The 12,949-nt window shown below is 68.8% G+C and carries 10 protein-coding genes and 1 riboswitch; of the genes, 9 read left to right on the plus strand and 1 reads right to left on the minus strand.

Annotated features, from left to right (window positions below):
- Positions 1 to 73 precede the first annotated feature (73 nt).
- Positions 74 to 206, minus strand: a riboswitch (TPP riboswitch).
- Between the two features lie 124 nt (positions 207 to 330).
- The 3 genes from amrB to GGD82_RS10170 all read left to right on the plus strand — a co-directional run bounded on the left by amrB (position 331) and on the right by GGD82_RS10170 (position 3,978).
- A complete protein-coding gene (amrB, locus tag GGD82_RS10160) occupies positions 331 to 1,836 on the plus strand; it encodes an AmmeMemoRadiSam system protein B (RefSeq protein WP_150061487.1) in 1,506 nt (501 codons plus the stop codon).
- Positions 1,836 to 2,309: a hypothetical protein gene (locus GGD82_RS10165; protein WP_150061486.1), complete on the plus strand. Its 474-nt coding sequence runs from the start codon at positions 1,836 to 1,838 to the stop codon at positions 2,307 to 2,309. Before amrB ends, GGD82_RS10165 begins: the two co-directional genes overlap by 1 nt.
- Positions 2,310 to 2,766: 457 nt before the next feature.
- Positions 2,767 to 3,978, plus strand: coding sequence for an acetyl-CoA C-acetyltransferase (locus tag GGD82_RS10170; RefSeq protein WP_150061485.1), 1,212 nt, complete (start codon positions 2,767 to 2,769; stop codon positions 3,976 to 3,978).
- A 161-nt stretch (positions 3,979 to 4,139) separates the two neighbouring features.
- Here GGD82_RS10170 and GGD82_RS10175 read toward each other — a convergent pair whose 3' ends face one another.
- Positions 4,140 to 5,105 (minus strand): LysR family transcriptional regulator, encoded by a 966-nt coding sequence (locus GGD82_RS10175; RefSeq protein ID WP_150061484.1) that lies wholly within the window; start codon positions 5,103 to 5,105, stop codon positions 4,140 to 4,142.
- Between the two features lie 270 nt (positions 5,106 to 5,375).
- On the opposite strand from GGD82_RS10175, the gene GGD82_RS10180 reads away from it, so the two are divergent.
- From GGD82_RS10180 to GGD82_RS10205, 6 genes are all read left to right on the plus strand, one after another.
- On the plus strand, positions 5,376 to 6,695 hold the full coding sequence (locus GGD82_RS10180; RefSeq protein ID WP_150061483.1) for a M20 family metallopeptidase: 1,320 nt from the start codon (positions 5,376 to 5,378) through the stop codon (positions 6,693 to 6,695).
- 83 nt (positions 6,696 to 6,778) lie between these two features.
- Positions 6,779 to 8,392 carry an ABC transporter substrate-binding protein gene (locus GGD82_RS10185; RefSeq protein WP_150061482.1) on the plus strand — a complete coding sequence of 538 codons (1,614 nt, stop codon included), beginning with the start codon at positions 6,779 to 6,781 and terminating at the stop codon, positions 8,390 to 8,392.
- Positions 8,393 to 8,479: 87 nt separating this feature from the next.
- Complete coding sequence (locus GGD82_RS10190; protein WP_150061627.1) at positions 8,480 to 9,451, plus strand: ABC transporter permease; 972 nt, start codon at positions 8,480 to 8,482, stop codon at positions 9,449 to 9,451.
- Entirely contained in the window at positions 9,448 to 10,290 is an 843-nt protein-coding gene (locus tag GGD82_RS10195) for an ABC transporter permease (protein ID WP_150061481.1), read from the plus strand. The genes GGD82_RS10190 and GGD82_RS10195 overlap by 4 nt, the downstream gene beginning before the upstream one ends.
- A gap of 3 nt (positions 10,291 to 10,293) precedes the next feature.
- Positions 10,294 to 11,970, plus strand: a complete 1,677-nt coding sequence (locus GGD82_RS10200; RefSeq protein WP_150061480.1) for an ABC transporter ATP-binding protein — start codon at positions 10,294 to 10,296, stop codon at positions 11,968 to 11,970.
- Positions 11,967 to 12,947 carry a ketopantoate reductase family protein gene (locus tag GGD82_RS10205; protein WP_150061479.1) on the plus strand — a complete coding sequence of 327 codons (981 nt, stop codon included), beginning with the start codon at positions 11,967 to 11,969 and terminating at the stop codon, positions 12,945 to 12,947. Before GGD82_RS10200 ends, GGD82_RS10205 begins: the two co-directional genes overlap by 4 nt.
- The last annotated feature ends 2 nt before the right edge of the window (positions 12,948 to 12,949 follow it).

Consider the following 12,949-nt stretch of genomic DNA (forward strand, 5'->3'; position numbering starts at 1 on the left):
GGAAGAATGGAGGGGGCTTCGTGTCGGAGGTCGGGGTGTGTGCGGCGCTGTCGCCGAAGGACCCTGTGAGACCCGAGAAGCCGGGGCACCATCCCTACGCCAGTGTGAACTGGATCAGGTTCTTCGGGTCACTGCGCTGCACGGAAGCCCTACGGCCCCGGCCATCAGTATCTCAGCCTCTTGTCGAGACTCCCCGGGTGAGCCACCTCACCGTGCCGGTTCCGCGCGCACCCGTCAAGCGAGTCCCGTCCGTACAAGCCTTGGGACCGGCCGGGTTCGGGAGTATACTCGCGCCGAAGCTGTTGATCGCCAGCAAGGAAAGTCCGGGTCATGACGCACGCCGCCGCGCCCGCCACCATCCGGCCGCCCGCCGTCGCCGGCACCTTTTACGCGGACGATCCCGACGCGCTCCGCCAGTCCGTCACCGCTCTTGTGGACGCCGCGCGGCGGGGGCGCGCCCACAACGCCCCGGTGCCGAAGGCCATCATCGCGCCGCACGCCGGCCATGTGTATTCGGGCGCCGTCGCCGCGCAGGCCTATGTCCGGCTGGAACCGGCGCGGGACCGGCTGCGGCGTATCGTGCTCGTCGGCCCGACCCATCGGGTGCCGGTCGCGGGCCTCGCGCTGTCGGGGGCTGCGGCGTGGCACACCCCCTTGGGCGATATCCGGCTGGATCAGGCCTGGGCGCGCGCGCGCCTGGAGAGGCTCGCCGACGTTACCGTCTACGACAAGGCGCACGCGGCCGAGCACAGCCTGGAGGTCCATCTGCCCTTCCTCCAATGCGTGCTGGACGCCGTGGCGCTGGTGCCGCTGGTCATCGGGCGCTGCGACCCGGCGCAGGCGGCGCGGGCGCTGGACGCTCTGTGGGGCGGGCCGGAGACGGCGGTGGTCATCAGCTCGGACCTGAGCCATTTCCTGGACTACGAGACCTGCCAACGGAAGGACGCGGGCACCGCCGCCGCCATCGAATCCCTGGACCCCACCGCCATCGGCCCGCACGAGGCCTGCGGCTGCGCCGCCGTCAACGGTCTGCTCGCCCTGGCGCGGCAGCGCGGCCTGCGGGTGGACCGGCTGGACGTGCGCAACAGCGGCGACACGGCCGGTTCGCGGGACCGCGTGGTCGGCTACGGCGCCTGGGCGTTCCATGAGACGGACCCGCCCAAACAGGGGGCCGGGCATATCGCCGCCGGTGCAGCTTCGGGTGAGGTCGCCGCCAATGCGGACGACCCGGTCGCGGCCACCGAAGCCCTGGTGCGCGAGCACGGCGCCGAACTGCTCCGGCTGGCCGCCACAAGCCTGGAGCATGGCACGCTGTACGGTCGGCCCCGGCCGGTCGATCTGACGCACGAGCCGCCGCCCCTACAAGCGCCGGGGGCCGCGTTCGTCACCCTGACGCGCGCCCAGGACGACGCCCTGCGCGGCTGCATCGGCTCGGTTGAGGCACGGCGCCCGCTGGCCCGCGATGTGGCCGAGCACGGGTTCAACGCCGGCTTCCGGGATTCCCGGTTTCCGCCGGTGGATCATGATGAACTGGCCGGGTTGCGGCTGTCGGTCTCGGTGCTGACGCCGCCGATGCCGATGCCGGTCACCGATCGCGACGATCTGCTGGCGCGGATGCAGCCCGGTGTGGACGGCCTGATCCTGGAGGACCAGGGCCGGCGCGGGGTCTTCCTGCCCCAGGTCTGGGAGCAACTGCCGACGCCGGAGGCGTTTTTGACCCATTTGATGCGCAAGGCCGGACTGCCAGACACCCACTGGTCCACTACGATCCGGATCGCCCGGTTCGAGACGCGCGGCATCAAAGCCGTTCCCTGGGCGACGGCGGGGGCGGCCTGATGTCCCAGCCGGATCCGAATCCGAACGCCCCGCCCCTGTGGAAAATGATCGTCGGCACCGTGGTGGCCCTAGGGGCCTCGGCGGCCATCGTCATCTATCTGGACAGCATTTCGGAGAAGACCGGCACGGCGCCCGACGAGGCGGCGGGGCCGGTCGACGGCTGGACCACCGAACTGCCGGAGCAGTTCGCCGGAACCTGGGTGGTCGGCGGCGCCTGCGACAGCGACAGCGCGCCCCTCATCGTGCTGTCCAACGGCGGTTACCGCTGGCGCGATGGTCCGACCAACTGGGGGTTCGCCCGGGGGCGCTACCGCTATGAAAGCCCCGTAACCAACCGGATCGAATTCCGCCTGAACAAGCTGAACAGCCCGCACAGCGGCACCACCGACTACACCATCACCGTCTCCGGGATCGAGCTGAAGAAGTACAATCTGAAAAGCGGCACGATCACGGAGTACGAAAAGTGCGAGTGATGACGGCCGCCCGACGAACAGGCTCTGCGGCCGGCCGTCGGGCGGCACCCCATGGCGGCGGCCGAGTCCCAGGCGCTTAAGAACCACCAGGGCAATGCGGCCACCCACAGCGTGGCGAGCACAAGGGCCCACAGCACCACGGAGCCCTCGTGGTTCCCCCCAGACACCCGAGATTGTGGACAGCAGCGGCGTCGCCGTGTGCCGGGCTCCCGGCCGGATCGGCGTGGCGCCGGTCGCGGCCGGGGAGATGACCGCCGCGCTCACCGCGAGCCTCCCCTCTCGTCCACGGCAGCAACGGCAGACACCGGCGCGGGCGTCGTCACGGGGGCGCCTGAGGGACGGCGTGGCGCTTCCGTCGTTGACGCGCGGACGGGTGCGGCGAGACTGATGCGGCGAGACTGGGGCGCACCATGGCGCCCCGGCGGGCCGCGACTGGATTGAGAAGGAACGCCCTTATATGCGTGATGCGGTCATCTGCGAGCCGATCCGGACCCCCGTCGGGGGCTATGGCGGAGCCCTCCGCGACGTGCCCGCGGCCGATCTGGCCGCCACGGTGGTGAAAGAGCTGGTGCGCCGGACCGGGGTGACGAGTGAGGCGATCGACGACGTCATCTTCGGGCAGGTCTATCCGAACAGCGAGGCCCCGGCGATCGGGCGCATCGCGGCGCTGGACGCCGGCCTCGACATCTCGGTGCCGGGCACGCAGATCGACCGCCGGTGCGGATCGGGCCTTCAGGCCGTCATCACCGCGGCGATGTGCGTCCAGACCGGGGCGGCGGATCTGATCATCGCCGGCGGTGCCGAATCGATGAGCCAAGCCGAGTACTACACCATGGGCATGCGCTGGGGTCTGCGCGGCCGGGATGCGGCCCTGCATTGTCGCATCGGGCGCGGGCGCGTGACCTCCGGTGGGCGGTTCCACCCCGTGCCGGGCGGCATGCTGGAGACCGCCGAGACCCTGCGTCGCGAGTTCGCCATCTCCCGCGACGCCCAGGACGCCTTCGCGGTGGGGTCGCACGCCAAGGCGGTCGCGGCCCAGGCAGCGGGCCGGTTCGCCGACGAACGGGTGCCCGTGACCCTGAAGACGCGCAAGGGCGAACAGATCTTCGACACCGATGAGCATCCGCGCGCCGACGCCACCCGCGACTCCCTGGGGGCGCTGCGCCCGATCCTGGCCGAATCCGACCCGGAGGCGACCGTGACGGCAGGCAACGCCAGCGGCCAGAACGACGCCGCCGCCGCCTGCCTCGTTACGACGCGGGAAAAGGCCGAAGCCCTCGGGCTGAAGCCGCTCGGCCGGCTGGTCAGTTGGGGTGTCGCGGGCGTCGGACCGGAGCGCATGGGCATCGGCCCCGTCCCGGCGGTCGAGAAGGCGCTGGGACGCGCCGGGCTGACGCTGGCCGACATGGACCTCATCGAGCTGAACGAGGCCTTCGCCGCCCAGGTCCTGGCCTGCACGACGGTCTGGGGCTTTGGGCCGGACGACTTTGCCCGGCTGAACGTCAACGGCTCCGGCATCTCGCTCGGACACCCGGTGGGCGCCACGGGGGTGCGCATCCTGGCCACGATGCTGCGTGAGATGGAGCGCCGCACGGCGCGCTACGGACTCGAAACGATGTGCATCGGGGGCGGCCAGGGGCTCGCCGCCGTGTTCGAACGGCTTGCATGAGGAGGACTCGGGGCGGCGCGGTCGCGGTAGGGTGACGTGTCCAAGCCGGCACGGCCCGAGGGAGAGACCCCGACCGCAGTGCCCGCCTCTCCGGGGGACGCGGTGGACGAGCGGCGTGCGGGCTGAACCCGGGTCACCACCGGTCCTCGGCGGGAACACCGTTACCGGGGGCGCCGTTTCGAGGCGGGCACGTCGCGGATGCGGCCCAACAGGTGGTCGAGAAACGCCTGCTCGGCCGGCAGCAGCCGCGCCGACGGGTTCCACGCCACGTGGATGTCGACCGGCGCCACCCCTTCTTCCGGGGGCAACGGCCACAACCGTCCGGCCGCGACGTCGGGCGCGGCGATGTGTTCCGGCAGGGGGCCGATGCCCAGCCCGCAGACGATCATGCGGCGCACCTCGTCCAGGTTGGAGGACGCCCCGATCACGCGGCCGGCGAATCCCTCCTTGGCGCGGAACACGGCCAGGGGCGACAGCATGCCGTCGATCTGGTCGGACACGAAGGAGACGAAATTCTCCTGGCGCAGGTCCCGCACCGTCATGGCGCCCTGGCGGAAGAACCGGTGGGACGCACCGCAATACAGGCGGTAGGTCTGGCGGGCCAGGATCTCGGAGTCCAGCCCCGGCATCGGCTCGCGCATCAGGCAGATCCCGATGGCACCCGTCTTCTGCAACAGCCCCTGGTGCACCTCCACCGCCGACTGCACATCGACGCGGAAGGTGACCAGGGGGTGGCGCTGGTGGAAGCTCTGAAGCGCATCGTCCAGCAGGGCGGTCTGCACCCGGCTGATCATCAACATGCGCACATGACCGGAAATCTCGTCGCTCACATCCTGCATCAACAGGTCGAACCGGGAGATGTTGCCGTAGATCTCCACCACTTCACGGTAGATGCGCTCGCCGGCTTTCGTGACCTGGAAGCGCCCCCCACCGCGCTCGATAAGCTGGCGGCCGAGGTTCTGCTCCAGCCGCTTCAGGGCCTGACTGACGGCCGGCTGGGTCAGGTACAGGCGGGAGGCGGCGCTGGTGATGCCGCCCTCCTGCACCACAACCATAAAGGTGCGCAGCAGGTTCCAGTCCAACGCCCGGGTAAAGCGGTCGGGATCGGCGTGACCGGGAGACTCCATGGCGGGCTTCCCCATAAATTTGGTTTAAGACCGGAACCCGAGAACGCCGAAACACGTGCCCCCAAATACGGCATTGGGCTTTTATCGGCGGAAATCCTGCCTGAAAAACCGGCTGCCATCGGGCAAAAAGCCCGTGGAGATCCGATGGTTCCGCACCTCACATAAATCAAACGAATGTCATAAATCAACAATCGCAATTTGCCGGATCCGCCCGGCGCGGGCTCTGCTGATGGGGTCGAAGACGCGACAGGTCGAGTCGGGAGGACGGTCATGGCGGACGGGACGAGCCTTGCAACGGAATTCGACGCTCTGGATGCGGCCCTTCGAACCGCCATCGGTGCGGCGGTCGACGGGCTTCAGGACGACGCCATCGCCCTCTTGTCCGCGCTGGTGCGCGAGGACTCCCAGATGGGGCAGGAGGCCGGCGCCCAGGTCCTCATGGCCGAGACCTTCGCCGGGCTCGGCCTGGAGGTCGATGCCTTCGAGATCGACGAGGCGGCCATCCGGACCCATCCGGGCTATTCGCCCTCGCTGATCTCCTACGCCGGCCGGCGGAACGTGGTGGGCTGCCACCGCCCGGCACAGACGACCGGCAAATCGCTGATCCTGAACGGCCACATCGACGTGGTGCCCCCGGGCGACGCCAGCCGTTGGACCCATCCGCCGTTCGAGCCGGTGGTGCGCGACGGCCGCCTGTACGGCCGGGGCTCCGGCGACATGAAGGCCGGCATCGTGGCCTACACCCTGGCGTTCAAGGCGCTTCAATCGCTGGGCTACGCCCCGGCCGCGCCGGTGTTTCTCCAATCCGTGGTGGAGGAGGAATGCACCGGCAACGGCGCGCTCGCCTGTCTGGTGCGGGGATACCGCGCCGACGCGGCGATTATCCCCGAGCCCTTCGCGCAGACCCTGATGACCGCACAGATCGGCGTGCTGTGGTGCTCGATCACGGTAACCGGGCTGGCCGCGCACATGATCGACCGCACCAAGGGCACCAGCGCCATCGACGCGGCCCTGCTTCTGGCCGAGCACATGAAGACGCTGGAGGCCGAATGGAACGCGGCCCCCCATCCGGCCTATGCCGACGTGCCGCACCCCATCAACTTCAACCTCGGGCGCATCGAGGGCGGCGAGTGGACTTCGTCCGTCCCGGAGACCTGCACGACCCATTGGCGCCTGAGCTTCTACCCCGGCATGACCGCCGCCGAGGCCAGCGCCACCGTCGAGCAGCGCATCCGCAAGGCCCTTGAGACCGACCCGCGTCTGGCCGGCTGCGCCGCCACGGTGACGTGGCAGGGGTTCCAGGCGCCCGGGTTCGAGATCGCGGCCAACCATCCCATGCTGCGCCTGCTGGACGACGCGCACCGGTCCGTGGCCGGGCGGCCGGCCGGAACCATCGCCTGCACCTGCACCACGGACGCCCGCTTCTTCAACCTGTACGGCGACACCCCGGCGACCTGCTACGGCCCGGAGGCCACCGCCATTCACACCATCGACGAGTCCGTATCGCTGCAAAGCCTGCGGGACGTGACGGCTGTTCTGGCGCTGTTCATGGCAGCGTGGTGCGGCCTGTCTCGCCAGGGGGGAGCGTGAGGGTCGGTGCCCTATGCGCCGGCTGAGCCGACCGGAGGGCCCACACGGTCCGACGGTCGGATGACCACAGGAGGGATTCAGATATGAAACACCCGATCCGTTTCCTGCGCAGTCTGGCGGTCGCCACGGCGCTGGCCTGCACCGGGACGTCTCTGATGGCGCCGCCACAGGCCGTGGCCGCTGAGGAGACCCCGGTACATGGGGGGACCTTGACGGCGATCATCCAGCCCGAACCGCCGATGTTGATCCTGGGCCTGAACCAGCAGGCGCCGACGCAGACGGTCGCCGGCAAGATCTATGAAAGCCTGCTGACCTACAACTTCGACCTGTCGCCCCGCCCCAGCCTCGCCAAGAGCTGGGAGGTCTCCGACGACGGCCTGACCTACACCTTCCATTTGCAAGAGGGTGTGACGTGGCATGACGGCGAGCCGTTCACGTCCAAGGATGTGCTGTTCTCGTTCACCAAGTTCCTGCCCGACACCCACCCGCGCGCCCGCGCCCTGATGTCGCGCGCCGAGAGCATCACAGCGCCGGACGATCGGACGGTGGTCATCACCCTGAAGGAGCCGTTCCCGGCGTTCCTGCAAGGCTTCGAGATGTCCACCACGCCGATCATGCCGGCGCACATCTACGAGGGCACCGACTACCAGAACAACCCGAACAACAACACGCCCATCGGCACCGGGCCGTTCATGTTCGACGAGTGGGTCAAGGGCAGCTACATCCACCTGGTCAAGAACCCGAACTACTGGCAGGAGGGCAAGCCCTACCTGGATGACATCTACTTCAAGGTCATTCCGGACGCCGCGTCGCGCGCCCTGGCCCTCGAAAACGGCGAGGTCATGCAGTCCCAGTACAACGACATCGAGCCGTTCGACGTCCAGCGCCTCGCCGCCCTGCCGCACCTTCAGGTCATCCGCAAAGGCTATGAGTTCGTGGCCCCGCTGATGTGGCTGGAGATCAACCACCGTGTCGAGCCGCTGGGCGACAAGCGCTTCCGTCAGGCGATCCTGTACGCCCTGGACCGGGAGTTCATCCGCGACCGCATCTGGTTCGGCCTCGGCCGTGTCGCCACCGGGCCGATCAATTCGGTCACCAAGTATTACGACCCGAACGTGCCCCGGTATGACTACGATCCCGACAAGGCCATCGCCCTGCTGGACGAGATGGGTCTGGAGCCCGACGGCGACGGCGTGCGCGCCACGGTGAAGTTCCTGCCCCTGGCCTACGGCGAGACGTGGCAGCGGCTGGCCGAATACGTCAAACAGGCCCTGGGCAAGGTCGGGGTCAAGGTGGTTCTGGAAAGCACCGATGCCGCCGGTTGGGGCAAGCGGGTCGCCAACTGGGATTACGAGATCACCACCGATTTCCTGTACCAGTACGCCGATCCCTCTATCGGGGTCAGCCGCACCTATCTGTCTTCGAACATCCGCCAGGGTGTGCTGTTCACCAACACGATGGGCTACAAAAACCCCGAGGTGGATCGGCTGTTCGAAGAGGCGGCAAAGGAAGTCGATCCCGAAAAGCGTCAGGACGACTACTCCCAGCTCCAGAGGCTGATTGTCGAGGACGTGCCGGTGGCGTGGCTGCTGGAGATGGAGTTCCCGAACATCCTCAACACCCGCGTTCATGACGCGATCACCACGGCCATCGGCGTCAACGAGACCTACGCCGACACGTGGATCTCCCCCGAGTAGGGACCGCTCACCCGAGGCGCCGGCACACGGACCCCGGTCCGCGTGCCGGCCGCCCCCCGGACCGGAGGATCTGCCCTCGTGCCGCCCATGCTGCAATTTCTGCTCAGTCGTCTGGTCAAGGCGGTCCTGGTCCTCGGGGTCGTCGTCATCCTCAACTTCCTGCTGATCCACGCCGCACCGGGCGATCCAGCCACGGTGATGGCCGGCGAGGCGGGCGCGGCCGACCAGGCCTTCGTCGACCAGCTCCGCACCCAGTTCGGCCTCGATCAGCCGCTCTACGTTCAGCTCGGCACCTATGTCGGCCACATCGTTCAGGGGGACCTCGGGTTCTCCTTCCGCCAGCAACGGCCGGTCGCCGATCTGCTGCTGGAACGGCTGCCGGCCACGGTGGTGCTGACCTTGTCGGCCTTCGTGCTGGCGCTAGTGGGTGGCGTTGCCCTGGGCCTTCTGGCGGCCCTGAACGTGGGCAAATGGGCCGATTCCGCCATCACGGTCGTGGCCCTGCTGTCCTATGCCACGCCCATTTATTGGGTCGGCCTGATGCTGGTCCTGGTGTTTTCGGTCAACCTCGGCTGGTTGCCGGCGTTCGGCTACGAGACCATCGGCGCCGGCTACTCCGGCGTGGAGAAGCTGGCGGACATCGGGTCCCATATGTTCCTGCCGGTGGTGACCCTCGGCCTGTTCTACATGGCCGTCTACACCCGGATGATGCGGGCCTCGGCGCTTGAGGTCGCCTCGATGGACTTCGTCAAGACCGCCCGCGCCAAGGGCCAGACCGAGTGGAACATCGTCACCCGCCATGTCCTGCGCAACGCCATCCTCCCGATCCTGACAGTCGCGGGCATCCAGGCGGGCCAGCTCATTGGCGGTTCGATCCTGGTGGAGAGCGTGTTCGCGTGGCCCGGCCTCGGCCGGCTGACCTTCGATGCCGTGCTGCAGCGGGACTATCAAGTGCTGCTGGGTGTGTTCTTCGTCACCTCGGTGCTGGTCATCGCCTTCAATATCCTGACCGATCTGCTGTACGTGCTGATCGATCCGCGGGTGGAGATCACGACATGACCCGCGATTTCCTCCTTGCCTTCGCCCGCAACAAGGGCGCCGTGATCGGGCTCGCCATCGTCGCAGTCATCATCCTGATGGCGGTGTTCGCCGATGTCCTGTACCCGCAGGACCCTTGGGACATGGTCGGCCTGCCGTTCGCCCCGCCCATGACCGACGGCATGCTGATGGGCAGCGACATGCTGGGCCGCGACATCGCCGCCGGCATCGTCCACGGCGCCCGGGTCTCCCTGCTGATCGGGCTGACCTCGACCCTCGCGGCGGTCTTCATCGGGGTGCTGATCGGGGCCATCGCCGGCTATTACGGCGGCTGGCTGGGCGATCTGCTGATGCGCTTCACCGAGCTGTTCCAGACCATCCCGAACTTCGTGCTGGTGGTGGTGATCGTCGCGATCTTCACGCCCAGTCTGACCAGCATCGTGACGGCCATCGCCCTGGTGAGCTGGGCGCCGCTGGCCCGGCTGGTGCGGGGCGAGGTCTTGTCCCTGCGCTCGCGCGAGTTCGTGCAGGCCGCCGTCACCTGCGGCCAGTCCAACGGCACCATCATCGTCAAGCAGATCCTGCCCAACTGCCTGTCACCGATCATCGTTTCGGCCTCGCTGATGGTGGCGACGGCGATTCTGCTGGAAAGCTCGCTGTCCTTCCTGGGCCTGGGCGATCCGAACGCGATGAGCTGGGGCTTCATGGTCGGCAGCGCCCGCACGGTGCTGCGCCAAGCCTGGTGGATGAGCTTCTTCCCGGGCGTCGCCATTCTGGTGACGGTGCTGGGCCTCAACCTCATCGGCGAGGGGCTGAACGATGCCTTCAACCCGCGCCTGCGCCGCAAGAGGACGGCCTGACCCATGCCCCAGACAGAGACAGAGACCCAGGCCCCCGGCGTCGCGCCGCCGCTGCTCGAGATCAAGAACCTGACCGTCGCCCTGCCGGACGAGGCGGAACGCCCGTTCGCCGTGGAGAAGGTCCGCTACACCCTCAACCCCGACGAAATCCTGTGCGTCGTCGGCGAGTCTGGCTCGGGCAAGTCGGTCACGGCCCACGCCATCATGGGGCTGTTGCCGAAACCCGACCTGCGCATCGCCGCCGGGCGCATCCTGTATCGCGGCCAGAACATCGTGGCCATGAGCGAGGCGGAGCAGCGGGCGCTGCGCGGGCACCGCATCGCCATGATCTTCCAGGAGCCCATGACCGCCCTGAACCCGCTGATGCGCGTGGGCGACCAGATCGAGGAAGCCCTGATCATCCACACCGACCTGGACCGCAAGGCCCGCAAGGCCCGGGTCGTGGAGATGCTGGACGCGGTCGGGCTGCCGTCGCCGGAGACCCTGCGCAAGAGCTATCCGTTCCGGCTGTCCGGCGGCCAGCGGCAGCGCGTCATGATCGCCATGGCCCTGGCGCTCAAGCCCGACATCCTGATCGCCGACGAGCCGACCACCGCCCTCGACGTCACCACGCAAAAGCAGATCCTCGATCTGATCAAGACCATCCAGCGCGAGCACAAGATGGCCGTGCTGTTCATCACCCACGACTTCGGCGTGGTGGCGGAGATCGCCGACCGGGTCGCGGTCATGCGGCACGGGCGGGTGGTGGAACTGGGGCCCGCCCAGGAGGTTCTGACGGCGCCCAAGGCGGAGTACACCCGCGCGCTGATCGACTCCCTGCCGCACGGGCGGCCGACGGACGCGACGGTGGCGCGCGGCGGTCCGGCGCTGCTGGCGGCCGAGGGTGTGACCAAGGTCTACCGGTCGGGCGGCACCCGAGTCAGCAAACGCACGGAACTGGTCGTCTCCGACAACATTTATCTGACCATCCATCCGGGCGAGACGGTCGGTCTGGTGGGCGAGTCCGGCTCCGGGAAGTCCACCCTGGCGCGGGCCATCGTCGGCCTGCTGAAGCCGGACGGCGGGCGCATCCTGTTCCAGGGTACCGATCTACTGTCGCTGGACCGCGCCGGGTTCCGACCGTTCCGGCGCCATGTGCAGATGGTGTTTCAGGACCCCTATGCCTCGCTGAATCCCCGCCACAAGGTCGCGGAGATCATCGCCCAGGGGCCGATCGCCTTCGGCACCCCCCGGGCGGAGGCGTTGGCCCGGGCGCGCGAGTTGCTCGGCGTCGTCGGGCTGGACGCCAGCGCGGGCGGCCGCTATCCGCACGAGTTCTCCGGCGGTCAGCGCCAGCGCATCTCCATCGCCCGCGCCCTGGCCATGGAGCCCCAACTGCTGATCGCGGACGAGCCGGTCTCGGCCCTGGATGCCTCGGTGCAGGCCCAGGTGCTGGACCTGCTGGCGGACATCAAGGCGAAGCTCAACCTCGCCATGCTGTTCATCACCCACGATCTGCGGGTCGCGGCCCAGATCTGCGACACCGTCGGTGTGATGCAGCATGGCCGCATCGTGGAGTACGGGGCAGCCACCGAGGTCTTCGGACACCCCACCGATCCCTATACGCGGGCCCTTCTGGACGCCATTCCGGGTCAGGCGTGGCATGCGTCCCATCCGCCGTCGGGAGGCCCCCCCTCGTGAGGATCGCCGTCATCGGGGGCGGGGCGGTCGGATGCCTCGTCGCCGCCCGTCTCGCCGCCGTCGCGCCCGAGACGGCCCTGGTGGTGCGGCGCCCCGCCGCCGCCGCCGCGATCCGACGGGGCGGCCTCAGCCTGACCACCCCGAACGGGCGCGTCGTGCGCACCCCCCTGACCGTAACCGACGATCCGGTCGCTCTGGGACCGCGGGACGCGGTGCTGCTCTGCGTCAAGGCGCACGACCTGCCCGGTGTGTTGCACCACCTGTCCCCGCTGACGGGCCCGGACACGGTCGTGGTGCCCATCCTCAACGGCATTCCGTGGTGGTACCCGGTCGATCAGCCGGCGCCCCTCAGCGGTCGGACCCTGACGTCGGTCGATCCGGGCGGCGTGCTGTCGGCGGCGATCGATCCGGACCGGGTGATCGGGGCGGTGACCCATGTGGCGGTGGAGCGTCACGGCGACGACGCCATTCGCCACGTCAAGGGCGAGCGCTTCGTGTTCGGGGACCCCGCCGGGCGGTCCACGCCGGCGCTGAGCGCGCTGGTCGATGTCTTCGGCCGCGCCGGGTTCGACGCCCAGGCCACCCCGGTCATCCGCCAGGCGATCTGGATCAAGCTGTGGGGCAACCTGTGCTTCAACCCGATCAGCGTGCTGACCGGGGCGCGGATGGACGCGCTCTGCCACGACCCCGGCACTCGGCAGGTGGCCGCGCGGATGATGACCGAATCCCGCGCCGTCGCCGAACGGCTGGGGATCACCCTCAGTGCCAGCATCGATGAGCGCATCGCGATGGCGGCGGAGATCGGCGCGTTCAAGACCTCCATGCTTCAGGACTATGAGGCGGGCCGCCGTCTGGAACTGGACGCCATCCTCGGCGCGGTCCTCGAACTGGCGGATAGGGTGGGGGTGGAGGTGCCGACGCTGCGCACCATCCACGCCCTGACGGAGTTGCGCGCCCGCAGCCGGGCCGCATCATGACA

Origin of the sequence: Roseospira marina (assembly GCF_014197855.1) — a bacterium.
Classification (GTDB): domain Bacteria; phylum Pseudomonadota; class Alphaproteobacteria; order Rhodospirillales; family Rhodospirillaceae; genus Rhodospira; species Rhodospira marina.